Annotated in this window: 19 protein-coding genes and 1 other RNA gene; 10 read left to right on the forward strand and 10 right to left on the reverse strand. The window is 65.7% G+C overall.

Annotated elements, in window-relative coordinates; genetic code table 11:
* Window positions 1-129: 129 nt before the first annotated feature.
* Window positions 130-672 (reverse strand): GNAT family N-acetyltransferase, encoded by a 543-nt coding sequence (locus tag EYW47_RS09520; RefSeq protein ID WP_133194603.1) that lies wholly within the window; start codon window positions 670-672, stop codon window positions 130-132.
* 375 nt (window positions 673-1,047) lie between these two features.
* On the opposite strand from EYW47_RS09520, the gene tcuC reads away from it, so the two are divergent.
* Window positions 1,048-2,343, forward strand: coding sequence for an MFS transporter (tcuC, locus tag EYW47_RS09525; RefSeq protein ID WP_133194604.1), 1,296 nt, complete (start codon window positions 1,048-1,050; stop codon window positions 2,341-2,343).
* Between the two features lie 105 nt (window positions 2,344-2,448).
* Here the strand turns inward: tcuC and EYW47_RS09530 are convergent, their stop codons facing one another.
* Entirely contained in the window at window positions 2,449-4,404 is a 1,956-nt protein-coding gene (locus tag EYW47_RS09530; protein ID WP_133194605.1) for a tetratricopeptide repeat protein, read from the reverse strand.
* Between the two features lie 159 nt (window positions 4,405-4,563).
* Between EYW47_RS09530 and EYW47_RS09535 the strand changes: the two genes are divergently transcribed.
* From EYW47_RS09535 to EYW47_RS09545, 3 genes are all read left to right on the forward strand, one after another.
* On the forward strand, window positions 4,564-4,884 hold the full coding sequence (locus EYW47_RS09535) for an ArsR/SmtB family transcription factor (protein WP_133194606.1): 321 nt from the start codon (window positions 4,564-4,566) through the stop codon (window positions 4,882-4,884).
* Window positions 4,884-5,966 carry a cation diffusion facilitator family transporter gene (locus tag EYW47_RS09540; RefSeq protein ID WP_133194607.1) on the forward strand — a complete coding sequence of 361 codons (1,083 nt, stop codon included), beginning with the start codon at window positions 4,884-4,886 and terminating at the stop codon, window positions 5,964-5,966. Before EYW47_RS09535 ends, EYW47_RS09540 begins: the two co-directional genes overlap by 1 nt.
* Before the next feature lie 99 nt (window positions 5,967-6,065).
* Window positions 6,066-7,826 carry an FAD-dependent monooxygenase gene (locus tag EYW47_RS09545; protein ID WP_133194608.1) on the forward strand — a complete coding sequence of 587 codons (1,761 nt, stop codon included), beginning with the start codon at window positions 6,066-6,068 and terminating at the stop codon, window positions 7,824-7,826.
* Between the two features lie 90 nt (window positions 7,827-7,916).
* Here the strand turns inward: EYW47_RS09545 and EYW47_RS09550 are convergent, their stop codons facing one another.
* The 4 genes from EYW47_RS09550 to EYW47_RS09565 are packed head-to-tail and all read right to left on the reverse strand — an operon-like array spanning window position 7,917 to window position 13,212.
* The gene (locus EYW47_RS09550) at window positions 7,917-8,159 is read right to left on the reverse strand and encodes a formate dehydrogenase subunit delta (RefSeq protein ID WP_133194609.1); all 243 of its coding nucleotides are present in this window, start codon (window positions 8,157-8,159) and stop codon (window positions 7,917-7,919) included.
* 16 nt (window positions 8,160-8,175) lie between these two features.
* Window positions 8,176-11,121, reverse strand: coding sequence for a formate dehydrogenase subunit alpha (gene fdhF / locus EYW47_RS09555; protein WP_133194610.1), 2,946 nt, complete (start codon window positions 11,119-11,121; stop codon window positions 8,176-8,178).
* Between the two features lie 13 nt (window positions 11,122-11,134).
* On the reverse strand, window positions 11,135-12,700 hold the full coding sequence (locus tag EYW47_RS09560; protein WP_133194611.1) for a formate dehydrogenase beta subunit: 1,566 nt from the start codon (window positions 12,698-12,700) through the stop codon (window positions 11,135-11,137).
* Complete coding sequence (locus tag EYW47_RS09565) at window positions 12,697-13,212, reverse strand: NAD(P)H-dependent oxidoreductase subunit E (protein WP_133194612.1); 516 nt, start codon at window positions 13,210-13,212, stop codon at window positions 12,697-12,699. Before EYW47_RS09565 ends, EYW47_RS09560 begins: the two co-directional genes overlap by 4 nt.
* Before the next feature lie 131 nt (window positions 13,213-13,343).
* Here EYW47_RS09565 and EYW47_RS09570 point away from each other — a divergent pair, with 131 nt between their 5' ends.
* Window positions 13,344-14,429 carry a substrate-binding domain-containing protein gene (locus tag EYW47_RS09570; RefSeq protein ID WP_133194613.1) on the forward strand — a complete coding sequence of 362 codons (1,086 nt, stop codon included), beginning with the start codon at window positions 13,344-13,346 and terminating at the stop codon, window positions 14,427-14,429.
* Between the two features lie 129 nt (window positions 14,430-14,558).
* Window positions 14,559-14,825: a hypothetical protein gene (locus EYW47_RS09575; protein WP_133194768.1), complete on the forward strand. Its 267-nt coding sequence runs from the start codon at window positions 14,559-14,561 to the stop codon at window positions 14,823-14,825.
* Between the two features lie 142 nt (window positions 14,826-14,967).
* Here EYW47_RS09575 and ssrA read toward each other — a convergent pair.
* From ssrA to ompA, 4 genes are all read right to left on the reverse strand, one after another.
* Window positions 14,968-15,337: a transfer-messenger RNA gene (gene ssrA, locus EYW47_RS09580) on the reverse strand.
* A 100-nt stretch (window positions 15,338-15,437) separates the two neighbouring features.
* Entirely contained in the window at window positions 15,438-16,163 is a 726-nt protein-coding gene (locus EYW47_RS09585; protein ID WP_133194614.1) for an HAD-IA family hydrolase, read from the reverse strand.
* Window positions 16,164-16,187: 24 nt separating this feature from the next.
* Window positions 16,188-16,886: a bifunctional 2-polyprenyl-6-hydroxyphenol methylase/3-demethylubiquinol 3-O-methyltransferase UbiG gene (gene ubiG, locus EYW47_RS09590; RefSeq protein WP_133194615.1), complete on the reverse strand. Its 699-nt coding sequence runs from the start codon at window positions 16,884-16,886 to the stop codon at window positions 16,188-16,190.
* A 253-nt stretch (window positions 16,887-17,139) separates the two neighbouring features.
* Entirely contained in the window at window positions 17,140-17,793 is a 654-nt protein-coding gene (gene ompA, locus EYW47_RS09595) for an outer membrane protein OmpA (RefSeq protein ID WP_133194616.1), read from the reverse strand.
* Window positions 17,794-18,370: 577 nt separating this feature from the next.
* Here ompA and gyrA point away from each other — a divergent pair.
* The 4 genes from gyrA (at window position 18,371) to pheA (ending at window position 24,280) form a co-directional block, all read left to right on the forward strand.
* A complete protein-coding gene (gene gyrA / locus EYW47_RS09600; protein WP_133194617.1) occupies window positions 18,371-20,974 on the forward strand; it encodes a DNA gyrase subunit A in 2,604 nt (867 codons plus the stop codon).
* Between the two features lie 208 nt (window positions 20,975-21,182).
* Complete coding sequence (locus EYW47_RS09605) at window positions 21,183-21,794, forward strand: DUF2059 domain-containing protein (RefSeq protein ID WP_133194618.1); 612 nt, start codon at window positions 21,183-21,185, stop codon at window positions 21,792-21,794.
* Between the two features lie 216 nt (window positions 21,795-22,010).
* Window positions 22,011-23,093 (forward strand): 3-phosphoserine/phosphohydroxythreonine transaminase, encoded by a 1,083-nt coding sequence (gene serC / locus EYW47_RS09610; protein ID WP_133194619.1) that lies wholly within the window; start codon window positions 22,011-22,013, stop codon window positions 23,091-23,093.
* A gap of 104 nt (window positions 23,094-23,197) precedes the next feature.
* Window positions 23,198-24,280, forward strand: coding sequence for a prephenate dehydratase (gene pheA / locus EYW47_RS09615; protein WP_133194620.1), 1,083 nt, complete (start codon window positions 23,198-23,200; stop codon window positions 24,278-24,280).
* The last annotated feature ends 79 nt before the right edge of the window (window positions 24,281-24,359 follow it).

The following is a 24,359-nucleotide window of genomic DNA, read 5'->3' on the forward strand; positions in this document are numbered from 1 at the left end:
AATCAGACGAAAATTGTCGTCGCTACCTGTTTTGAGGCGCGCGGGTGTGGGCGCCCGCGCCGCGGCGCAGTGGGCGATCCGGTGATCAGATTGTCTGCGGGCAGGCGCAACTGCGGTCCCGTTATTTCGTCATGCGGCGTCGAGCCGGTAGACATAGCGCAGGGCGGTAATGTCGATGCCACCCATATGATCAGGCTCCGCCCCCGAATATTCCCAGCCTTGGCGCTCATAGAACGCAATGGCGGACGCGTTGCCCTCGAGCACGTAGAGATAGAGCTGCGCTTCGCCCTGGGCGCGTGCCCACGCCTGGGCGGCCTGCATGAGCCGCTTGCCCACGCCGATGCCCTGATGGGCCGGCAACGCGTGCAGATTGTCGAGCAGCACACCCCAAAGCGACCCAGGCTGACGCTCGGCGCAGACGAATCCGACCGGCGTGCGGTTTGCCGGATGCTCCCCCAGCTCGGCGATCAGCACGAGGCGGCGTTCCTCGCCGGGCGCCTCCATGCGTGCGCGCCAGTAGGCGGCGCGTTCGGCGTCGACTTCCTGCTCGAGGAACGCGGCCGGCAGCAGCTCGCGATACGTGGCCTGCCAGCTCGCGGCATGCATGGCGGCGAGAAGGGGGGCGTCGGCGATCGTGGCCGGGCGCAGCGTCAGGGCAGCGGCGGTGTGCATGCGGGGCATCGGGCATTGGGGGCGGGCGGCGCGAAACGAAGCCGGCCGCGTCATCGCGTTATTGTGCACGATAGGCAGGCCGGCGCGGCTCAACCTCTGTTCCGGCGCCAGCGAAAGGGTCCGGAGTTGCGCCAGGCAAACGGAATTTCCGGCGCGAAGCCCTGCGCGATGCGCGTGTTGCGATGTGTAGTCGGGAGTAAAGTGTCAGACTGCGTTCTGGCTGCAAGGGCGCACAGCACGATGGGCGCGCGCCAGGCACGCTCACGCGTGAGAACCGATTGTGGCGGGCTCTTGTGCTCCACTGCCAGATTGTGTCGGACGGGGCGCTTGCAGGCATCCTCCGCCTGTCATCTGGCGAGATCTCGAGGGAATGTCATGTCTATCGCGTCTCATGCTTCCTCCAGCGAATCGAAAGTCCGGACGGTTTTCCGCGTCGTCAGCGGCAACTTCCTGGAAATGTACGACTTCATGGTCTACGGCTATTACGCTTCGGCGATCGCCCGGACCTACTTCCCCAGCAACAACGCCTTCGCTTCGCTGATGCTGGCGCTGTCCGTGTTCGGCGCCGGCTTTCTCGTGCGGCCGCTCGGCGCCATCGTCCTCGGCGCGTATATCGACCACCACGGGCGGCGCAAGGGCCTGATCCTCACACTCGGCCTGATGGCGCTCGGCACGCTGACCGTCGCGCTCGTGCCGGGCTACGCGACGATCGGCGTGCTCGCGCCGGCGCTCGTGCTGTGCGGGCGCCTGCTGCAGGGCTTTTCCGCTGGAGCGGAGCTGGGCGGCGTCTCGGTCTATCTCTCGGAGATCGCGACGAAGGGCAACAAGGGCTTCTACGTGGCGTGGCAATCGGGCAGCCAGCAAGTGGCCGTCGTGTTCGCAGCGCTGTTCGGCGTGCTGCTGCATCGCATCCTGCCGGTCGAGGACATGACGTCATGGGGCTGGCGCGTGCCGTTCATCGTCGGCTGCTGCATCGTGCCGTTCCTGTTCTTCATTCGCCGTTCGCTGCAGGAAACCGAGGAGTTCGCGCACAAGAAGCATCGTCCGTCGATTGGCGAAATCCTGGTGTCGATGGTGCAGAACTGGGTCATCGTGCTCGGCGGCATGGGCATGGTCATCATGACGACCGTGTCGTTCTACATGATCACGGCCTACACGCCGACCTTCGGGAAGGAAGTGCTCAAGCTGAGCGAGATCGACACGTTTGTCGTGACGGTCTGCATCGGCTTGTCGAATCTGTTCTGGCTGCCCGTGTCCGGCGCGGTCTCCGACCGTATCGGCCGCCGCCCGGTGCTGCTCGTCTTCACGATCCTCACGATTCTGAGCGCGTATCCGTCCGTGCAGTGGCTCGTGGCCGACCCGTCGTTCGGCCGCCTGCTCGTGGTCGAGCTCTGGCTCTCGTTCCTGTATGGCTGCTACAACGGCGCGATGGTCGTGGCCTTGACCGAAGTCATGCCTGTCGAGGTGCGCACGGCTGGATTCTCGCTCGCCTACAGCCTCGCCACGACGATCGGCGGCTTCACGCCGGCCATCTCGACGGGGCTGATTCACATGAGCGGCAACAAGGCGGCGCCGGGGGCCTGGATGGGCGTCGCGGGCATTTGCGGGCTGATCGCCACGCTCGTGCTCTATCGGACGGCTGAAGCGCGCAATCAGTACAAGACGGTCTGACGCTGGCGTCGCCATCCCATGAAAAAAACCCGCGCAGGCGGGTTTTTTTCATGGGGCCGGGACTTTGCGCGAGTGCGCGCCAAGGTGCGCATCGGGTATCCGCAATCAGGCTTCGCGCAGCGCCGCGGCGACGCGCGCAACCACGTCGTCCCATGCTCCTGGCCGCGGTTGGCGCACGAGGTGAGCGCGCGGGTACCAGGGGCTCGTGTCGGTGCCGGCGAACCAGCGCCAGTCGGCGGCGAACGGCAGCATCAGCCAGAGCTTCGCGCCCAGCGCGCCCGCCAGGTGGGCGATGGAGGTGTCGATGGAGACCACGGCGTCGAGGCGCTCGATGACGGCGGCGGTGTCCGCGAAATCCTGCAGCTTGCCGTCCAGCCGATGAATCGTGCGCGCGCGCGGATGCGCGTCGAGCGCCGCATGCTCCGCCTCGCTCAGATCCGGCTGGAGCACGATCCAGTCGATGCCCTCCAGTGCGAACAGCGGATCGAGCGCGGCGAGCGGCAGCGTGCGATTTTCGTGCTTGTGGATACGGCCCGACCAGGCCAGCCCGATCTTGCGCTTGGCCTGCCCGCCGAGCGAGCCGCGCCACTTGCGCAGATAGGTGGCGGGGGCCGCGAGATACGGCATCGGTGCGGGCACGCTCTCGAAGGTCGTGCCGAGCGCCAGCGGCAGCGAAAGCAGCGGGCAGTGCAGGTCGACGGCGGGGCGGGGCGCGCCTTGCTCGATCAGCGTAATGCGCGCGACGTGCGCGGCCGGCGCGATGAGCGGCACGAGCGGCGCCTGCACTTCGAGCACGATGCGCGCACCGCTGTGGGCCAGCGCCACGACGTTCGGCACGAAACGCACGAACTGGAGCGTGTCGCCGAAGCCTTGCTCCGCGTGGATGAGCAGCGTGCGGCCGGCGAGCGGCTCGCCGCGCCAGCGCGGCAGGGCGGCAATGGCGGCCGCGGTGGTTTGAGGGTCGGCGGGCGGCGGCGCGCTGGCCACCGCGATGTCGGCGGCGGGCCTGACGCCGGCGGCGCCTGCGGCACCCGCCACGCTTTCGCGCGCGGCCGGATCGAGCCGCCACTCGTAGGCAGGCAGGCCGCGCTGGAAGTCGCCGAGGGTGAGCAGGACGAGCGCGCGGTTCAGATGCGCGGCGGCGAGGTCGGGGCGCGCGCGCAGCGCTTCTTCGAATGCACGCAGCGCGGCAGCGTGGCGGCCGAGCGCATGTTGCGCCGTGCCGAGCGCGAGCCATGCGAGCGCGAATTTCGGGTCGAGGCCGATCGCGCGCTCATAAGCGCCGAGCGCGTCTTCGTGCCGCCCGAGCGCCGCCAGCGCATTGCCGAGCCCGAACAGCGCAGGCGGGAATTGCGGCTGCAGGGCGAGGGCGGCTTCGAAGCCCGCGGCGGCTTGCGCGTGATAGCCGGTCGCGTCGAGCGTGTTCGCGAGATTGAAATGCGCGGCGACAAAGCGCGGCTGGACGCGCAGTGCCTTCTGGAAATGTTCGACGGCGCCGGCGCTGTCGCCGAGCGCGTTCAGCGCCATGCCGAGGTTGTTGTGCGCGCCCGCGTGGCCCGGACGGATCTTGAGCGCGCGGCGAAAGGCCTCGGCGGCTTCGGCGTGGCGGCCGAGCGCGTGCAGGGCGTTGCCGAGGTTGTTGTGCGACGAGGCGTCGCCGGGCTGCAGGCGCACCGCGTGGCCGAACGCGTACATCGCGTCCTCGTGGCGGCCGGTTGCCGCGTAGGCGTTGCCGAGGTTGTAGTGCGCGAGCGGGAATGTGGGCGCGAGCGTGAGCGCATTGCGAAAGCGCTCGATCGCCCCATCGAGCTGGCCGAGTGCCTTCAGCGCGTTGCCGAGGTTCAGCTGGAGCGCGGCGTCGTCGGGCCGCAGCTCGACCGCCCGGCGCACGAGGTCCGCGGCTTCGGCGTGCTGGCCCTGCTGGTGCCGCAGCACGCCGAGCATGTGCAGCGCATCGACGTGCACGGGATCGGCGGCGAGCGTCGCGCGATAGTCGCGCTCGGCGTCGTCCAGCCGGCCGTCGCGATGTGCGGCGTACGCGCGGACAAAAACCTGTTCCATAACCGAAAGGCCAATACTTGGGAGAAGCGAAGGCGGCATTTTCCCACACTCGGGCGGGTACCCCCCGAACCTGGCGGGCGTGGCCTTCCGGCGCGGCTTGACCTGTTGTGGGATCGCAACTAACATATGAACACCTATTCATATGTATGAACGATTGCCATGTCGCCGTATCCCGAGGACGAGCGCGTCGCGCCGCTCGCCGACCTGTTCCGCCTGCTCGGCGACCCCACGCGTCTGCGTATCGTGCTGGCCTGCGTGCACAGCCGTCGCGCAGTGGGCGCGATAGCCGATGCGCTCGGCTTGTCGCCGTCGCTCGTGAGCCATCATCTGCGTCTGTTGCGTGCAGCGCGCGTCGTGCGTGCGGAACGGGAGGGCAAACAGGTGTTTTATGCGGCTGCGGACGCGCATATCAGCGCGATGCTCGCGGGCATGCTCGAGCACGTGGCCGAGCCTGTGTCCACATGGCAGGAGCTCACGTAATGAGCGCCGATTCCGGGCGCGCAAGCGAGGGCGCCGCGCCGCTGCACGCGGATGCCGCACACGATCATGGCCACGACCATGCCGGCCCTCACGACCCTGCGCATGGCGACGGCCACGACCACGGGCACGGGCACGACCACGACCACGGGCACGACCACGGGCACGGTGGGCATGGCCACCACCACCACCACGCACCGGCGGCAGGCCATGGCCGCGCGTTCGCGCTCGCTGTCGCGCTGAACGTCGTCATCGTGGTCGCGCAGACGGTCTACGGCGTGATCGCGCACTCCACCGCGCTGCTCGCCGACGCCGGCCACAACCTCTCCGACGTCCTCGGCCTGTTGCTCGCCTGGGGTGCCACGTGGCTGGCCACGCACCGGCCCTCGGGGCGCTATACCTTCGGCTTCGGCAGTTCGTCGATCCTTGCTTCGCTCGCGAACGCGGCGCTGCTGCTCGTCGCCTGCGGCGCCATTCTTGCCGAGGCGCTCGGGCGCCTGTTCAATCCCGCGCCCGTGGCGGGCCTCGACGTGTTCATCGTCGCCACGCTCGGCATGGTGGTCAACGGCTTCTCCGCGTGGCTCTTCATGCGCGGCCAGAAGGACGATCTCAACATCCGCGGCGCCTTCCTGCACATGGCCGCCGACGCCGCCGTTTCGGCCGCGGTCGCCGTGAGCGGCCTCGTGATTCTCGCGACGGGCTGGAGCTGGGTCGATCCGGCGATGAGCATCGTCGTCGTCCTCGTGATCGTGCGCGGCACGTGGGGGCTGTTGCGCGAGTCGGTGCGACTCGCGCTCGCCGCGGTGCCCGCAGGCGTCGATATCGAGCGCATCCGCGTTTTTCTCGCGCAGCAGCAAGGCGTGACCGACGTGCACGACCTTCACATCTGGGCGCTCTCGACCACGGGCAATGCGCTTTCCGCGCATCTCGTGATGCCCGCGGGCCATCCCGGCGACGCCGCGCTAGACGCCATCGTGAGCGCGCTCGGCCTGCGCTTTCGCATGACGCACGTGACGCTGCAGGTGGATCTGGGCACGAGCGCGCATCGCTGCGCGCTCGATGGTGCGCCGCCAATGCATCCTTGAGCGCACGCATGCGAGCGTCCGCGTGCGCTGCATCCTGGCGTTCGGCCAGGCCAGGAGCGGGCGTACACTACGACTCATGTCGATCGCATGGAGGTCTGCATGACCGTGGCTTCTTCACAGCCGTCCGTGCTCATCGTTGGCGCGGGACCGACCGGTCTCGCCGCCGCCTTGAGTCTTGCCCGTGCGCGCATTGCGGTCCGCGTGATCGATCGCGCGCGTGAGCCAGGGCGTCACACACGCGCGATCGGCATTCAGGCGCGCACGCTCGAACTGTTCGAGCAGCATCGCGTTGTCGCGCCCTTTCTCGAGCACGGTCATCGCGCGCACGTCGCCAACCTCTATTCGAATGGCCAGCGCCGCGCGCGCCTCGATTTCGATCCACTCTTCACACGCTATCCCTACCTGCTGTTCATCGATCAGACCGAGACCGAGCGCATTCTCGCCGCACAGCTCGCGACGCTCGGCGTGGAGGTCGAGCGCGGCGTCGAGCTGGTCGAATTCAATCAGGGGTCGGCCGGCGTGAGCGCGGACCTGCGTCTTGCCAGCGGGCGCACCGAAGCCTTGCGCTGCGGCTGGCTGATTGCCGCCGACGGCGCGCACAGCACAGTGCGCCACCACCTTGGAATGCAGTTCGATGGCGAGTCGCTCGAGCAGTCGTTCCTGCTTGCCGACATTGCTGCGACCACGCCCTGGCCCGAGGACGAATTCCACGTGTTCGCCTCAGGCGACGGGCTTGCCGCGATATTCCCGTATGGACACGGCCGTTTTCGCCTGATCGCCGATCATAAGGCGATGCTGCCCGCCGCGCCCGAGGGCACGCTGCCCGTGCCGACCCTCGAGGAATGCCGCTCGATCGTCGAGCGCCGCATGCATCATCCCGTATCGGTCGCCGACATGACCTGGGCCTCGTACTTCCACGTGAACAGCCGCATCGTGCGCTTCCTGCGCATGGACCGCGTCTTCCTCGCAGGCGACGCCGCGCACGTGCATAGCCCGGCAGGCGCGCAGGGGATGAACACGGGCATCCAGGAGGCGTTCAATCTGGGCTGGAAGCTCGCGCGTGCGCTGGGCGGCGCGCCCGATCGGCTCCTCGATACCTATCACGCCGAACGTTATCCGATCGAGCGCATCGTATTGCGGCAGACGAGCTTCATGACGCAGCTCGTCGAAGCCGATCACGGGCCGCTGAAGCTGTTGCGCGAGCGCGTGATGCCGGCGCTCGTCGCGCTCGGACCGTTGCGCGATGCGGCGCGCGAAGCGCTGAGCGAGCTCTCGATCCAGTACCGGCGCAGCCCGCTTACGCTCGAGCGCGTGCTCGACGGCGGACCGCGCGCGGGTGAACGCGCGCCCGACGCGTTGGTGCGCGTGGTCGACGGACCGCTTGGCAAGGCGCCGGAAAAAGGCCGCATCTTCGATCTGCACGACCCGGCGAGTTTTTCGCTGTTCCTGCTGGTGGACGGTGAAGCCGCGCGTGCCGCGGAAGCTGCGGAGCAGGGCGGCGCAGCAAGTGCCTCGAGCACGTCCGGCGTGGCGGACGGGGCCGGCACCGCTGGGGCGGCTGTCGCGGCCGGCGGCCTGGAAGTGCTCAAGCCGTTCGCCGAAGCCGTCGAACGGGTATTGCCGCAGGCGGTGCGCGTCTGGTGGGTGGCGGACCTGCCGGGCGCGGAGGCGCCGTTGGCGGGCGAGGGCGCGCCGTCGCTCGGCGACGCCTACGGGCGCACGCGGCCAGCGTTCTATCTCGTGAGACCCGACGGCTACATTTGCGCACGCGGCCGCACAGGATCGGACCTGCACGGCCTGCTGCGCCATTGCGAGCTGTGGTTCGCGGCGGCGCCCGCTCCCCGGCCGGCGCCGCAATAGTCGGGCGCTGGCCGAGGCAAGGCGGCGCTCTCGCGAAGTCGCGCGAGAACACGCCGTGCGCGCTTCGCGTGAGCTCCCGCGGCGATACGCTCAAGCCGTAGCTGCGGGCACGAGCGCGTCGCGATACTTCGTAAGCGCGGCGGCTACGATTTCGCTAAGGCCCGCTTCCTCGCCGTTGCCGTCGAGCGCAGCCAGCAACGTGCGGCGCATACGCGGCTCCCAGAACTTGCGGATGTGCTCGGCGATGCCCGTGAGCGCTTCCTCGCGATCGGGCAGCGAGTCGAAGAACATGCCGATCTGGTTCGCCATCTCGATCAGGTGGTCTGCTTTCATCGCGTTGTTCCCCTGCTCATTTTCCCGAAGTCGTCAGCGAATCGCGCTGGCGCAGCAATTCGAGCTGCGTCGAGTTGAAGCGCGAGTACTCGCGTTGCCAGTCCGACGGCTGCTGTACGTGGCTCACCTGCACGGCGGTCACCTTGTACTCGGGGCAGTTGGTGGCCCAGTCCGAGGCGTCCGTGGTGATCACGTTCGCGCCCGATTCGGGGAAGTGGAAGGTCGTGTAGACCACGCCCGGCTGCATGCGCGTGCTGACCTTCGCACGCAGCACCGTGTGTCCCGCGCGCGATTCGATGCCCACCCAGTCGCCGTCGCGGATGCCGCGATCTTCGGCATCGACCGGGTGAACCTCCAGCCGGTCCTCCTCGTGCCAGCGCGAATTCTCGGTGCGGCGCGTCTGCGCGCCCACGTTGTACTGCGAGAGGATGCGGCCCGTCGTGAGCAAGAGCGGGAAGCGCCGCGTGACTTTTTCCGGCGAGGCGATGAACTTCGTGATAACGAACTTGCCCTTGCCGCGCACGAACTCGTCGATGTGCATGATCGGCGTGCCTTCGGGCGCCTCGTCGTTGCAGGGCCACTGGATGCTGCCCATCTCGTCGAGCTTGCGGTACGAGACGCCGTGGAAAGTGGGCGTGAGACGCGCAATCTCGTCCATGATCTGCGACGGATGCGTGTAGTCCATCTCGTAGCCGAGCGCGCGCGAGAGCAGGATCGTCACTTCCCAGTCGGCGTAGCCGGCGATCGGCGGCATCACCTTGCGCACGCGCGAGATGCGGCGCTCGGCGTTGGTGAAGGTGCCGTCCTTTTCGAGGAACGACGAGCCCGGCAGCAGCACGTGCGCGTATTTCGCCGTCTCGTTCAGGAAGATGTCCTGCACGACGATGCACTCCATCGCTGAAAGCGCCGCTGCCACGTGCTGGGTGTTCGGGTCCGACTGGACGATGTCCTCGCCCTGGCAGTAGAGGCCCATGAAGGTGCCGTCCATCGCCGCGTCGAACATGTTCGGAATGCGCAGGCCCGGCTCGCTTTGCAGCGCGACGTTCCAGGCGCTTTCGAACTCGCCGCGCACGGTTGCGTCGCCCACGTGGCGGTAGCCCGGCAGCTCGTGCGGGAACGAGCCCATGTCGCACGAGCCTTGCACGTTGTTCTGGCCGCGCAGCGGATTCACGCCCACGCCTTCGCGGCCGATATTGCCCGTGGCCATCGCGAGATTGGCGATGCCCATCACCATGGTCGAGCCCTGCGCGTGCTCAGTCACGCCGAGGCCGTAGTAGATCGCCGAGTTGCCTTGCTGCGCGTAAAGACGCGCGGCCGCGCGCACTTGCTCCGCCGGCACGCCCGTGATTTCGGCCATGGCTTCGGGCGAATTCTCAGGCAGCGCGACGAAATCGCGCCACTGCTCGAACCCACGCGTCTCGCACCGCTCGGCCACAAAAGCCTCGTTTACGAGCCCTTCGGTGACGATCACGTGCGCGAGCGAGTTGACCATCGCGACGTTGGTGCCGGGGCGCAGTTGCAGGTGATGCTCGGCTTTCACGTGCGCGGTGTCGACGATGTCGATGCGGCGCGGATCGACGACGATCAGCTTCGCGCCCTCGCGCACACGGCGCTTCAGGCGCGAGCCGAACACGGGGTGGCCGTCGGTGGGGTTCGCGCCGATCACCATGATCACATCCGAGTGATCGACCGAGGCGAAGGTCTGCGTGCCCGCCGATTCACCGAGCGTGGTCTTCAGGCCATAGCCGGTGGGCGAGTGGCACACGCGCGCGCAGGTGTCGACGTTGTTGTTGCCGAACGCGGCGCGCACGAGCTTTTGCACGAGATACGTCTCTTCGTTCGTGCAGCGCGACGACGTGATGCCGCCGATCGAGTCGCGCCCGTACTTGTCCTGAATGCGGCGGAACTCGCTCGCGGCGTATTTGATCGCTTCGTCCCAGCTCACTTCGCGCCACGGATCGGTGATCTTCGCGCGAATCATCGGCTTCTTGATGCGGTCCTTGTGCGTGGCGTAACCCCACGCGAAGCGGCCCTTCACGCAGGCGTGGCCTTCGTTCGCCTGGCCGTTCTTGTGCGGCACCATGCGCACGACCTCGTTGCCCTTCATCTCGGCCTTGAACGAGCAGCCCACGCCGCAATACGCGCAGGTCGTCACGACCGAGTGCTCGGCCTGGCCGAGCATCACGACGCTCTTCTCCTGCAGCGTCGCGGTCGGGCAGGCGGCCACGCACGCGCCGCACGAGACGCACTCCGATTCCATGAACGGCTCGCTCGCACCCGCTGCGACGCGCGATTCGAAGCCGCGCCCGGCGATGGTCAGCGCGAAGGTGCCCTGCGTTTCCTCGCATGCGCGCACGCAGCGGTTGCAGACGATGCACTTCGACGGATCGTAGGTGAAGTACGGATTCGATTCGTCCTTCTGGTCCTTGAGGTGGTTCGCGCCCTCGAAGCCGTAGCGCACCTCGCGCAGACCCGTCACGCCCGCCATGTCCTGCAGCTCGCAGTCGCCGTTGGCGGGGCAGGTGAGGCAGTCGAGCGGGTGATCGGAGATGTAGAGCTCCATCACGTTGCGGCGCAGCTTTTGCAACTGGTTGCTTTGCGTGCGCACCTTCATGCCGGCCTCGACGGGTGTCGTGCACGAAGCGGGATAGCCGCGGCGGCCTTCGATCTCGACGAGACACAGCCGGCACGAGCCGAACGGCTCGAGCGAGTCGGTGGCGCAGAGCTTGGGCACGTTGACGCCCGCTTCGACGGCTGCGCGCATGACGGAGGTGCCCGCGGGCACCGTCACGGCCTGGCCGTCGATCTCGAGCGTGACGTCGACATCGGCGTGGCGCAGCGGCGTGCCGTAATCGGTTTCGTCAAAGGGCGAGCGTGCGTTTGCTTTGTTCATCGCCGCCGATTTGCAGGCGCAATTGCCGGAGCCGCAACCGCCGGCTTGGGACATGAGCGTGTCGGACATGGTGGTTCCTCGTTCAGGCGGCCGCCGCGTCGGCGGCTGGCTGGACAGGTTCAAGACCGAAGTCTTCGGGGAAATAGTTCAGTGCGGAGATCACGGGATAGGGCGTCATGCCGCCCATCGCGCAGAGCGACCCGGACACCATCGTGTCGCACAGATCGCGCAGCAGCGTGACCTGCTTTTCGGACGTATCGCCCTTGCGGATCTTCGCGATTACCTCGACGCCGCGCGTCGAGCCGATCCGGCACGGCGTGCACTTGCCGCACGATTCGAGCGCGCAGAACTCCATCGCGTACTGGGCGAGGCCGGCGAGGTTCGCGGTGTCGTCGTGCACGACGAGGCCGCCGTGACCGACCACCGCCCCCACGGCCGCATACGCTTCGTAGTCCATGGGAATGTCCCACTGGCTCTCGGGCAGATACGTGCCGAGCGGGCCGCCCACCTGCACGGCGCGCGCGGGGCGGCCGCTGGCGGTGCCGCCGCCGTAGTCGAACATCAGCTCGCGCAGTGTCACGCCGAACGCGATCTCCACGAGCCCGCCGCGCGCGATGTTGCCGGCGAGCTGGAACGGCAGGGTGCCGCGCGAGCGTCCCATGCCGAAGTCCTTGTAGTACGCCGCGCCCTTCGCGAAGATGATTGGCACCGTGGCGAGCGTGATGACGTTGTTGATGACCGTCGGCTTGCCGTAGAGGCCGGCGAGCGCGGGCAACGGCGGCTTCGCGCGCACGATGCCGCGCTTGCCTTCGAGCGATTCGAGCAGCGCGGTTTCCTCGCCGCATACGTAGGCGCCGGCGCCCTTGGCGACGAACAGGTCGAAGCGCTTGCCGCTGCCGAGCACGTCGTCGCCGAGCCAGCCCTTGGCGCGCGCGCGGGCAATCGCCTCTTCGAGCGCGGCGATCGAATGCGGATACTCGCTGCGCACGTAGATGTAGCCGACGGTGGCGCCCACCGTGATGCCGGCGATCGCCATGCCTTCGATCAGCACGTAGGGGTCGCTTTCCATCACGAGGCGGTCGGAGAACGTGCCCGAGTCGCCTTCGTCAGCATTGCAGACGATGTACTTCTGGTCCGCCTGGGCCTGGGCGACGGTGCGCCACTTGATGCCGGCGGGGAAGGCCGCGCCGCCGCGTCCGCGCAGGCCCGATTCGACCAGCGCTTCGCAGGCTGCGGTGCCGGTCATGGCGAGCGCATTGCGCAGGCCTTCGAGCCCGCCATGCGCGACGTAGTCGTCGGTCGAGAGCGGGTCCGTGATGCCGATACGCGCGAACGTGAGACGCTGCTGCTTGCTCAGATACGGAATCTGCTCGACGAGGCCGACCGAGCGCGCATGCTGCGCGCCTTGCAGGAAGCCCGCATCGAAGAGACTCTTCACATCGGCTTCTTCGACGTTCGCATAGCCGACGCGCCCATCGGGCGTTTCGATCTCGACGAGCGGTTCGAGATACAGCAGGCCGCGCGAGCCGTTGCGCACGAGCTCGATGGCCGTGCCGCGCGCGGCGGCTTCGCGTTCGATGGCGGCGGCGATGTCATCGGCGCCGAGCGCGAGCGCCGACGAATCGCGAGGAACATAAATGCGCGTCATACAGCCTCCTCGGTACGGGCGACGGCGGCCACCGCTTTTGCCAGCAATGCGTCGAACTTTTGCGGGGTCACGCGTGCGTGCAGCGTGCCGTTGATCATCATGGCGGGCGAGAGCGCGCACTGGCCGAGGCAATAGACCGACTCCAGCTCGACTCCGCCTGCGTGGTCGTGCACTTGCTCGCTCGCGTGGCCGTGCTGCTTGAAGCGGCAGCCGGTATGCGCTTCGGCGTGCTGCGCGAGTGCCTCGCTGCCCATGCTGCGGCACGCCTCGGCACGGCACAGTTGCACGACGACGGGCGCGGGCGGCGCGGTACGGAAGTGGTGGTAGTAGGTGATGACGCCATGCACTTCGGCGCGCGAGAGGTTCAGCGCCTTCGAGAGCGGGGCGACCGCAGCGGGCGGCACGAAGCCGGCTTCATCCTGGATCGCATGCAGGATCGCGAGCAGCGTGCGGCCCGGCTGGGCATGGCGCCGTACGAGGTCGTCCGGCGCGCTGGCGGTTGTCTCATCCACTGTAGAGCTCCTGCGGAGGCATATATGCGCTTGCTATTCATAAAGTGCGCACCTATGCTGGGGTTGTTTTCTTGTATGACCGAACAATAGGCCCGTAGAAAGGCGGACGCAATAGGAGGCGAGACTTCATAATGATCAAGGTCGAGTGTCAGGCGCAACTGGTCGTGCGCGATGCGCAAGGCCGCGAGGCAAGCCTGACGGACGTCGTGCCGCTGCTCGCGCTCGTCGCTGAAGAAGGCAGCATTGCGCAGGCCGCGCAGCGTAAGGGTTTGTCCTATCGTCACGCGTGGGGCCTGTTGCGCGATCTGGAGGAGCGCCTGGGCGGCGCGCTGATCGCCAAGGCGCGTGGGCGCGGCTCCGTGCTCTCGGAGCTCGGCGTTGCGGTACTGCGCTCGCAGCGTCTGTGTGAGGAGCGCCTGTCCGGCAACCTGCAGGCGCTCGCGAGCGAAGTGGCGAGCGACCTCAACCGCTGGCTTGCACCCGACAGGCAGGACTTGCGCATCCACGCCTCGCACGGCTACGCGGTGGCGGCGCTGGTCACCGCGCTCGTGGCCGACCAGGTGCCCGTGGAGATCAAGTACCGCGACAGCGCCGACGCCATCACGGCGCTCGCGCGCGGCGAATGCGATCTGGCGGGCTTCCATCTGCCGCGCAGCGACTTTCGCGAAGCCTGCGCCGACGCCTACCGCAATTGGCTCGATCCGCAGCGCCACGTGCTGATTCACCTCACGCGCCGCAAACAGGGCCTCTTCGTCGGGCATGGCAACCCGCGCGGGATCGCCGGTCTCGCCGACCTCTCGCGCGGCGACATCCGTTTCGTGAACCGGCAGCCGGGCTCGGGCACGCGTCTCTTGATCGACTTGCTGCTCACGCGCGTGGGCGTCGATCCGGAGCGGGTGAACGGCTATGCCTCATCGGAGCTCACGCATTCGGCGATCGCGGCATTCGTCGCGAGCGGCATGGCCGACGTGGGCTTCGGCGTGGAGCCGGCAGCGCATCACTTCGGCCTCGATTTCATCCCGATCGCCGACGAGGACTACTTTTTCGCCTGCGAGCGCGCGCAACTGGAGCGCGAGCCTCTGGCGAGCGTGCTCCAGCTTCTGCGCGGTGCGCCGTTTCGCGAGTCGGTGGCGCAACTGGAGGGCTACGATCCCGGAGAATGCGGCGCCATCGTGCCGCTGGGTGTTGGCTGGTCGGGGCAGGCGCAGGCGCGCTGAATGGCAGGTCTTTGTAATACGAAGCAATATGGCCGTAGGTCGGCGCTGCAGAGTGCGCCGCTTTTTGTGATACTTTGGGCCGGTACTGGCTCCACTGTTTTGGATGCGCGTTGTACGCGCCGATCGACCATGAAATTCTTGCTTAATGTTTGTATAGCTGCGGCGGCCGCTGCAGCGCTCTTTGCAACCGTCAACATTGCTTTCGCGCAGAATTCGCCGGGCGTGCCGGGTGGCATCCTCACCGACGAATTCAAGCTCAACGAGCATCCGCAAATGCCGTTCGCGGCATCGGCGCCTTCGAACAAGTATCAGAGCGGCAAGCCGTCGTCGATGCGCAAGAAGGGCGATATGGGCGACCCGAACGGCTGTAATCTGCAGTGCCCGCAGGATAATTGATCTGCGGGATGGTTGGCGGCGCGAGAGCGCCGCATTTTTGCCAGCCGCTGCAATTGACGCGCGATTAAATCCGGGCGTTAAAAAAAGAAAACTCGCGAAGCTTTTGGGCTGTCGCGAGTTTTTACTTTCTTTCAAGAAAATCTGGTGGAGCCGGCGGGAATCGAACCCGCGTCCAGAAGCAGTCCATAACCAGTTCTACATGCGTAGTTCTGTCATTTAATTTAACCGCAGCGACGCGGACGAACACGCTGCGCTACGGCGATTCACTAGATTTTCGACTCTGGCGTCGTGACGCCGACAGAGCTTAACTGACGTATATGACCTCTGGCGGTATTGCTACCGGTCTTGCGACACTAGCCCGTCAGTGAGCCAGGCAGAGGACGGCGGCCCTTAGGCTGCCAGTGCGAACGTTTCGTCGTTTGCAGTTACGTTTTTCCCATTGATTAACGAGGTGACGGGTCCTCGGCATGCCCTGATTACTTCATAACCCCTGTCGAAACCAGGTCGGCCCCGGGGTGGACACCCATTATCCCATAGTTCGGCAGCGGAGGGTAACCGCATCCGGATCGAGGGCGCGTACGTCCAGTCTCTCGCCGGGCAAGGGCCGTGGTGTCAGGCGCGCCGGCCCACGCGCTGGAGCAGGGAGAAAAGCGTTGCGGCGGTGTCGGCCACGTAATCGGCATTCCATTGCGACGGCGGCTCGACGTTGCCGCAGTAGCCATAGGCCGCGGCGATGGTCGCCATACCGGCTGCGTGGCCGGCCTGCACGTCGCGCAGGTCGTCGCCCACGTAGACCACGCGCTTCGCCTCGATGCCGAGCGCCTGGGCCGCATGCTGCAGCGGGGCGGGATGGGGCTTCGAGTAGGGCGTGGTGTCGCCGCTCACGACACAGGCCGCGCGCGTGTCCAGATGCATCAGCTTCACGAGCGGATCGGTCAGCCGCGCGACCTTGTTGGTGACGATGCCCCAGCGCACGCCGCGCGCGTCGAGGTCGTCGAGAACCGCGTCGATGCCCGGGAAGAGCGCCGTCTCGACGCGCAGGTTGGCCGCGTAGTTGGCGAGGAACTCTTCGCGCATGGCGGCGAACTCGCGGTCGTCGGGGCCGACGCCAAATGCGCCCCCGATCAGGCCGCGCGCGCCCGCCGAGGCGAGTGGGCGCAGCTTCTCGTAGGGCGCAGGCGCGAGGCCGCGCGCATGGCGCATCTGGTTGACCGCGGCGGCGAGGTCGGGCGCCGTGTCGGCGAGCGTGCCGTCGAAGTCGAACAGCACGGCGTCGAACGCTTCGAGCGCCGCGCCTGGGCCCCGCAGGGGCGTATTTTCAAGCTGGGTCTGAGTCATGTCGGAGGAGGCGCGCGGGTGGCTTCAGGCGTCGCGCCGGCAGGCAATCATATAGTTGACGCTGGAGTCGTTCGACAGTGCGAAGCGGCGCGTGAGCGGGTTATAGGTGATGCCCTTGATTTCGGCCGGGCCCAGGCCGGCTTCGCGCGCGAAGCCCGCGAGCTCCGAAGGGCGAATGAAGCGCGCGTAATCGTGCGTGCCCTTGGGCAGCATCTGCGCGATGTACTCCGCGCCGATCACGGCAAGCAGGTATGACTTCACATTGCGGTTGAGCGTGGAGAAGAACACCCAGCCGCCCGGCTTCACGAGCGTCGCGCAGGCCTTCACCACGCTCAGTGGCTCCGGCACGTGCTCGAGCATTTCCATGCAGGTGACCACATCGAACGAAGCGGGCTCGCGCGCCGCAATCGCTTCGGCCGCAATCTCCTCGTATTCCACCGTAATCCCGCTTTCCAGACTGTGCAGGTCCGCGACGCCCAGCGCTTCGCTGGAGAGGTCGATGCCCTTTACGTTCGCGCCGAGGCCCGCCATCGATTCGGACAGGATGCCGCCGCCGCAGCCGATATCGAGCACGCGCTTTGCAGGCAGATGCGCATGGCTATCGATCCAGCCAAGGCGAATGGGGTTCAGTTCGTGCAGCGGCTTGAATTCCGCGTTCGGGTCCCACCAGCGATGAGCGAGATCGCTGAATTTCTGCAGCTCGTGGGGATCGGCGTTGGTCATGTCGGAGAGGCCTCTGGCGCGCCAGGGCCAGTGAGAATAAGTAAGCCCCGAGTATATAGGCGGGGGCGTGCGGCGGCAAAATGGGTGGCGATGCCATCGCCCTCAATGCCGGGAAGTTGTGCGCACGTTCGGCGGCAGATAGGGGCTATTGTCTGCGTGATACGAAACAAGCGGCGGAAAAAGCGACGCAGCAAGCGAATAAAAAAAGCCCCGCCGAAGCGGGGCTTTGAGACTTGCTGTCGCAGCTCGCAGATTACTGTTGCGGTTGCTTCTGCGTGCCAACAACTTCGACTTCCACGCGGCGATCCGGTGCGAGGCAGGCGACGAGTTGCTTGTGGTTCTTCTGGTTGCAGCCAGTCGTAACCGGGTTGCGCTTGCCCTTGCCTTCCGTGTAGACGCGGTCGGCCGGAACGCCCTTGCTGACCAGGTACGACTTGACGGCTTGCGCACGGCGCAGCGACAGACGGTCGTTGTAGGCAGCCGAGCCGATGCGGTCGGTGTAGCCGGTCGCAACGATGACTTCGAGGTTCAGCGCCTGGGTCTTGCTTGCCAGATCGTCCAGCTTTTCCTTGCCAGCCGGCTTCAGGATAGCCTTGTCGAAGTCGAACAGGGCGTCAGCTTGATACGTGATCTTCTGGCTCGTGATTGCCGGCGGCGGCGGAGCGACCGGCGGTTGCGGTGCCTGGGCGACCAGGGCGCCATCGCACTTTGCGTTGGCGGTGGCCGGCGTCCAGAAAGCATCGCGCCAGCAAAGCTCGTTCGTGCCGTTCATCCACACGTATTCGCCGGTACCATTCACCCAGTTGTCATTGACGGCTTGTCGCGACGCCGGCACCGATTGTGCCTGAGCGGATGCAGCCACAACTGCGGTAGCTGCAATGAACGCGAGCTTTGAAAGTTTATTCATATTTCTCCTCTCGAAATTGAGATTACCGCAGGTTTACTGCGAGCCATATGACGAAGACTAGTCATACATTGCTCGAAGTATAACATTGGCGAGTTGTGAGACACGTCTTGTGTAGACTTCGAGCGGTGTCTAACTTTGTGCGTTGGCATTTTGCCATATCGTTCCCGTCCGACGATAAAAAAAATCCGCCCCTTTCATTGGGGCTCGTCGAATGTGGTACACCCGCAACAAAAAGTTCCCGCTCGATCTCCTGGTAGTGTGCCTGGTTGATGGAGGAGTGCAAGGTGTCTTTTAGCGGGTGCTGCGCTTTATCACGCAAAAGTTCCCCGGACTTCGTTGGCGCATGATATTTGCCGGTGCGCTTGACCCGCTTTGCGCCGTTTTGAGCCGCTCGGGCTCACCCCACTAATAGGTATACGCACACGGCGCCCAGGGGGCGGGCAGGGGCTCCGCGCATGATAGAATCATAAGATTGCGCTGCGTCTGCGGCGCCCATGCGACAGCAGGGCGCGTTGCGCGGCTCGTCCGGCCTGCAGGCTAGCCGGGCAGTCTCGTGTGCCCGACAACGACATCGATAATGGATCAATTCGCCAAAGAGACTCTGCCTATCTCCCTCGAGGAGGAAATGCGCCGCTCGTATCTCGATTACGCGATGAGCGTGATCGTCGGACGGGCGCTTCCGGATGTGCGTGACGGCCTGAAGCCAGTGCACCGGCGCGTGCTCTACGCGATGCACGAGTTGAACAACGACTGGAACCGCGCCTACAAGAAGTCGGCGCGTATCGTCGGCGACGTGATCGGTAAATACCACCCGCACGGCGACACCGCTGTATACGACACCATCGTCCGGATGGCGCAGGACTTCTCGCTGCGCTACATGCTGGTCGACGGCCAGGGCAACTTCGGCTCGATCGACGGCGACAACGCCGCGGCCATGCGTTACACCGAAATCCGCATGGCGAAGATTGGCCACGAGTTGCTCGCCGACATCGACAAGGAAACCGTCGACTTCGGGCCGAACTACGACGGCAGCGAAAGCGAGCCGCAGATCCTGCCCGCGCGCATCCCGAACCTGCTCATCAACGGTTCGTCGGGCATCGCGGTCGGCATGGCCACGAATATTCCGCCGCACAATCTCAACGAAGTGGTCGACGCTTGCCAGCACCTGCTGAGGAATCCGCAGGCCACCATCGATGAGTTGATCGAGATCATTCCGGCGCCGGATTTCCCGACCGCCGGCATCATCTATGGCGTCGCCGGCGTGCGCGACGGCTATCGCACCGGGCGCGGCCGCGTCGTGATGCGCGCGGCCACGCACTTCGAGGAGATCGATCGCGGCCAGCGCATGGCGATCATCGTCGACGAGCTGCCGTATCAGGTGAACAAGCGCTCGTTGCTGGAGCGCATCGCCGAGCTCGTCAACGAGAAGAAGCTCGAAGGCATTTCTGACATTCGCGATGAGTCCGACAAGAGCGGCATGCGTGTCGTGATCGAACTCAAGCGCGGCGAAGTGCCGGAAGTCATCCTCAACAATCTTTATAAGGCGACGCAGCTTCAGGACACGTTCGGCATGAACATGGTCGCGCTGGTGGACAACCAGCCGAAGCTGCTGAACCTGAAGGAAATGCTCGAGCATTTCCTGTCGCACCGCCGCGAAGTGCTCACGCGGCGCACGGTATACGAACTGCGCAAGGCGCGCGAACGCGGCCACGTGCTCGAAGGCCTCGCGGTCGCGCTCGCGAACATCGACGACTTTATCGCCATCATCAAGGCCGCGCCCACGCCGCCGATCGCGAAGCAGGAGTTGATGAACCGTCCGTGGGATTCGTCGCTCGTGCGCGAGATGCTCACGCGTGCGGAGCAGGAAAACGCCTCCGCCGGCGGCCGCGAAGCGTATCGTCCGGAAGGTCTGAACCCGCAATACGGCATGCAGGCAGACGGCCTCTATCGTCTGTCCGATACGCAGGCGCAGGAAATCCTGCAAATGCGTCTGCAGCGCCTGACGGGGCTGGAGCAGGACAAGATCATTGGCGAGTACCGCGAAGTCATGGCGCAAATCGCCGACCTGCTCGACATCCTTGCGCGCCCCGAGCGCGTAACGGTCATGATCTCCGACGAACTCACCTCGATCAAGAGCGAATTCGGCGATGCCCGCCGCTCGAAGATCGAGATGAACGCGACCGAGCTGAACACCGAAGATCTGATCACGCCGCAGGACATGGTGGTGACCATGTCGCACTCGGGTTACGTGAAATCGCAGCCGTTGTCCGAATATCGCGCCCAGAAGCGCGGAGGTCGCGGCAAGCAGGCGACGTCGATGAAGGAAGACGACTGGATCGACACGCTCTTCATCGCCAACACGCACGACCACATTCTCTGCTTCTCGAACCGGGGCCGTGTGTACTGGGTCAAGGTCTATGAAGTGCCGCAGGGTTCGCGCAACTCGCGCGGCCGTCCGATCGTCAACATGTTCCCGCTCCAGGACGGCGAGAAAATCAACGTCGTGCTGCCGGTGAAGGAGTTCTCGGCGGACAAGTTCGTGTTTATGGCGACAGCCCTCGGTACGGTCAAGAAGACGCCTCTCGAAGCATTCAGCCGCCCGTTGCGCAAGGGTATTATTGCGGTCGGTCTTGACGACGGCGACTATCTGATCGGCGCGGCCATCACGGACGGCGAGCATGACGTGATGCTGTTCTCGGACGCGGGCAAAGCGGTGCGCTTCGACGAAAACGATGTGCGCCCGATGGGCCGCGAAGCGCGCGGCGTGCGCGGCATGCAGCTCGAAGACGGCCAGCAGGTCATCGCGCTGCTCGTGGCAGGCGACGAGCAGCAGTCGGTGCTCACCGCAACGGAGAACGGCTACGGCAAGCGCACGCCGATCACCGAGTACACGCGCCACGGCCGCGGCACGAAGGGCATGATCGCGATCCAGACCTCGGAGCGCAACGGCAAGGTGGTGGCGGCAACGCTCGTCGACTCCGAAGCCCAGATCATGCTGATCACGACCACGGGTGTGCTGATCCGCACGCGTGTCTCGGAGATCCGCGAAATGGGCCGTGCAACGCAAGGTGTTACACTCATCAGCCTCGACGAAGGCACGAAGCTTTCGGGTCTGCAGCAGGTCGCGGAGGCCGATGCCGAAGGCGATATCGCCGAAGGTGAGGGTGAAAGCGAAGAGTAATCTTCGCGCGCAGGTTGATGTGGCCCGGCGGCCCGCGTGAGCGGGCCGCTTCGTGTCAGGAATGCCGTAGGCGATTCGAGTGGCCAACGGTGCTGAATGGTGCCGGGCGGATCGTTGGATCGGGCGGCGCGGGCGCGCAAGGCGCACCCCGGAGCGCCCCACGGTTCGCGCGGCAGGCAGTTCGATTATTTTCTCAGAGGGAGTAATGATGCAAAAACGATTCAAGCAGGTAATGTTGCTGGCCGCTCTCGTGCCGACGTTCGCAATGGCTCAGGCGCTTCAGAACCAGGCGCCCGCCACGGCGCCGGCCCCGGCTGCTGCCGCAGCACCGATCGATTCGGCCAAGCAGGCCGCGATCAAGGACCTGCTGGACGCGATCGATGCGCAGAAGCTCGTCGGCGCAATCGGCAACAGCGCGCAAATGCAGGCGAAGCAACTCGTCCCGGCGATCCTGTCGGACGCGCTGTCGGAAAACAAGACGATGACGGACAAGCAAAAGCAAGCTTCCGTCCCGACGCTGCAAAAGAACGCCGTGCCGAAGCTGGTTGACTCGGCAGGCCAGGTCTTCACGACCCCCAGTTTCCAGCAAGACGCGATGCAGGCTCAGTACGACGCCTATGCGAAGTACTACAGCACGCAGGAAATCAAGGACCTGACCACGTTCTACCGCAGCCCGACCGGCCGCAAGTTCATCCAGGTTCAAGACCAGGTGGGCCGCGACGTCGTCAATGGCCTGATGCAGAAGTACATGCCGCAGTCGATCAAGGCTACGCGCGACCAGGCCGACAAGGAAGTCGCTTCGGTCAAGCCGGGCAAGTAAGCATCGTCCGCAGCGCCTCGTTCAGCCCGTTCTTTCGCGCGCCTGGCGGCGCATAATGACGGGCCAGATCGGGGTGCATCGCCCGGGAGGCCCGCGTTGGCGGGTTCCCGGCGAGAATGCGATAATGGCCGTTTGTGCGATAAGCACAAGCGGCCATTATCTTTTTCCGGCGCATCCGGCTTGTTGCCGTAGCGCCTGCCTCGGGAATCCCTTTAGATGCGCGTCTTCAACTTCTCCGCCGGACCGGCAGCATTGCCCGAAGAGGTGCTCCGCCAGGCCGCCGACGAAATGCTCGACTGGCACGGCAGCGGCATGGGCGTGATGGAAATGAGCCATCGCGGCCCGGAGTTCATGCAGATCCACAGCGAGGCGCTGCTCGATCTGCGCGAGCTGATGCAGGTGCCGGCGAGCCACCAGATCCTGTTCCTGCAGGGCGGCGGCATCGGCGAGAACGCGATCGTGCCGTTGAACCTGTTCGGCACGAAGCCGCGCGCCGACTTCGTGATCACGGGTTCGTGGTCGCAGAAGTCGCAAAAGGAAGCGCTCAAATACGGCGCGGCGCATATCGCCGCGACGGGCCGCACCGAAGCGGGCTTCACGCATTCGCCGGCGAGAAGCGAGTGGAAGCTCTCCGACGACCCCGCCTATGTGCACCTGTGCACGAACGAGACGATCGACGGCGTCGAGACCTTCGAGATTCCCGACCTGGGCGACATCCCGCTCGTGGCCGACGCCTCGTCGCACATCCTCTCGCGCCCGATGGACATCGCCAAATACGGCGTGCTGTATGGCGGCGCGCAGAAGAACATCGGCATGGCGGGCGTGACGGTCGTGATCGTGCGCGAAGACCTGCTCGACCGCGCGATGGCCCTTTGCCCGTCGGCGTTCGAGTGGAAGACGGTTGCCGCGAACAACTCCATGTACAACACGCCGCCCACCTATGCGATCTATATCGCGGGGCTCGTGTTCAAGTGGCTCAAGCGCCAGGGCGGCCTCACGGCCATCGAGGCGCGCAATATCGAAAAAGCGCAGTTGCTCTACGACACGATCGACGCGGGCAGCTTCTATATCAACAAGGTGGAGCGCCGCGCGCGCTCGCGGATGAACGTACCGTTCTTCCTCGCCGACGAGACACGTAACGATGATTTCCTGGCCGGCGCGAAGGCGCGCGGGCTTCTGCAGCTGAAGGGCCACAAGTCCGTCGGCGGCATGCGGGCGTCGATTTACAACGCGGTGCCGCTCGAAGCAGTGCAGGCACTGGTCGAGTACATGAAGGAATTCGAGGCGAAGCACGCCTGACGAGGCCTCCTGCCTTAAGTCGAGCGCGCAGCGCGCGTGCCGGCCCGGACGCATCCTGCGTTCCCGGGCCGTGTGCATCTCCTTTCAGATTGCCGGTTTCACGCATGGACGACGAACTCAACACACAACTCAAGCCGCTGCGCGAGCGCATCGACGCGATCGATGCCCAGCTCATTGCGCTCCTGAACCAGCGCGCGGCGGTCGCGCTCGAAGTGGGCGAGGTCAAGAAGCATTTCAACGCACCCGTGTTTCGCCCGGAGCGCGAGCTTCAGGTGATCGAGCGCCTGCAGAACCTGAGCGCAGGCCCGCTCGGCAACGACCATATCAGCGCGATCTGGCGCGAGATCATGGCCGCGAGCCGCTCGCTCGAAAAGACGATCTCGGTCGCGTTCCTCGGACCGGTCGGCACCTATAGCGAGCAGGCGATGTACGGGTACTTCGGTCAGTCGATCGAGGGCCTCGCATGTCCGTCCATCGACGAAGTGTTCCGCGCGGTCGAGGCGGGCGCCGCCGAGTTCGGCGTCGTGCCGGTCGAAAATTCGGCCGAAGGCGCGGTGTCGCGCTCGCTCGACCTGTTCCTGCAGACGCAGCTCGTGATCGGCGGCGAAATCGCGCTGCCGATCCAGCACAACCTGATGACGCAAAGCGGCACGCTCGACGGCGTGAAGCGCGTATGCGCGCACCCGCAGGCGATTGCGCAATGCCAGCGCTGGCTCTCGGCCAACGCGCCGCAACTCGAGCGCCACGCCGTTTCGAGCAACGCCGAGGCCGCGCGCCTCGCGGCGCAAGACCCGACGATCGCGGCCATTGCCGGCGAGAGCGCGGCCACGCACTATGGCCTGTTGATCGCCAATGCGCTGATCCAGGACGACCCGCATAACCGCACGCGCTTCGTGATGATCGGCAAGCAGCCGGCGGGCGTTTCGGGTCACGACCAGACTTCGATGATCGTCTCGGTGAAGAACGAGCCGGGCGCAGTCTACAAGCTGCTCGAGCCGCTCGCGCGCCACGGCGTGTCGATGACGCGTTTCGAGTCGCGTCCGGCACGCGTTGGCACGTGGGAGTACTACTTCTACATCGACTTCGAAGGCCATCGCGACGATCCGGCCGTGGCTGCCGCGCTCGAAGAGTTGGGCAAGAAGGCTGCGTACCTGAAGATTCTCGGTTCGTATCCGCGCGCGCGCTGAACACGGCGTATCCATTTTCGCCGCTGTCGTTGCGCATTTGCTTCGCGCTTTTCCTTCGCTTTCGCATTTGCGTCGAGCC

It is taken from the genome of Paraburkholderia silviterrae (assembly GCF_004353915.1).
GTDB lineage: Bacteria > Pseudomonadota > Gammaproteobacteria > Burkholderiales > Burkholderiaceae > Paraburkholderia > Paraburkholderia silviterrae.

What these genes read in the sequence shown, in the direction of transcription:
- EYW47_RS09520 (WP_133194603.1), bottom strand. Translation starts at nt 672, where the DNA reads ATGCACACCGCCGCTGCCCTGACGCTGCGCCCGGCCACGATCGCCGAC.
- tcuC (WP_133194604.1), top strand. Translation starts at nt 1,048, where the DNA reads ATGTCTATCGCGTCTCATGCTTCCTCCAGCGAATCGAAAGTCCGGACG.
- EYW47_RS09530 (WP_133194605.1), bottom strand. Translation starts at nt 4,404, where the DNA reads ATGGAACAGGTTTTTGTCCGCGCGTACGCCGCACATCGCGACGGCCGG.
- EYW47_RS09535 (WP_133194606.1), top strand. Translation starts at nt 4,564, where the DNA reads ATGTCGCCGTATCCCGAGGACGAGCGCGTCGCGCCGCTCGCCGACCTG.
- EYW47_RS09540 (WP_133194607.1), top strand. Translation starts at nt 4,884, where the DNA reads ATGAGCGCCGATTCCGGGCGCGCAAGCGAGGGCGCCGCGCCGCTGCAC.
- EYW47_RS09545 (WP_133194608.1), top strand. Translation starts at nt 6,066, where the DNA reads ATGACCGTGGCTTCTTCACAGCCGTCCGTGCTCATCGTTGGCGCGGGA.
- EYW47_RS09550 (WP_133194609.1), bottom strand. Translation starts at nt 8,159, where the DNA reads ATGAAAGCAGACCACCTGATCGAGATGGCGAACCAGATCGGCATGTTC.
- fdhF (WP_133194610.1), bottom strand. Translation starts at nt 11,121, where the DNA reads ATGTCCGACACGCTCATGTCCCAAGCCGGCGGTTGCGGCTCCGGCAAT.
- EYW47_RS09560 (WP_133194611.1), bottom strand. Translation starts at nt 12,700, where the DNA reads ATGACGCGCATTTATGTTCCTCGCGATTCGTCGGCGCTCGCGCTCGGC.
- EYW47_RS09570 (WP_133194613.1), top strand. Translation starts at nt 13,344, where the DNA reads ATGATCAAGGTCGAGTGTCAGGCGCAACTGGTCGTGCGCGATGCGCAA.
- EYW47_RS09575 (WP_133194768.1), top strand. Translation starts at nt 14,559, where the DNA reads ATGAAATTCTTGCTTAATGTTTGTATAGCTGCGGCGGCCGCTGCAGCG.
- EYW47_RS09585 (WP_133194614.1), bottom strand. Translation starts at nt 16,163, where the DNA reads ATGACTCAGACCCAGCTTGAAAATACGCCCCTGCGGGGCCCAGGCGCG.
- ubiG (WP_133194615.1), bottom strand. Translation starts at nt 16,886, where the DNA reads ATGACCAACGCCGATCCCCACGAGCTGCAGAAATTCAGCGATCTCGCT.
- ompA (WP_133194616.1), bottom strand. Translation starts at nt 17,793, where the DNA reads ATGAATAAACTTTCAAAGCTCGCGTTCATTGCAGCTACCGCAGTTGTG.
- gyrA (WP_133194617.1), top strand. Translation starts at nt 18,371, where the DNA reads ATGGATCAATTCGCCAAAGAGACTCTGCCTATCTCCCTCGAGGAGGAA.
- EYW47_RS09605 (WP_133194618.1), top strand. Translation starts at nt 21,183, where the DNA reads ATGCAAAAACGATTCAAGCAGGTAATGTTGCTGGCCGCTCTCGTGCCG.
- serC (WP_133194619.1), top strand. Translation starts at nt 22,011, where the DNA reads ATGCGCGTCTTCAACTTCTCCGCCGGACCGGCAGCATTGCCCGAAGAG.
- pheA (WP_133194620.1), top strand. Translation starts at nt 23,198, where the DNA reads ATGGACGACGAACTCAACACACAACTCAAGCCGCTGCGCGAGCGCATC.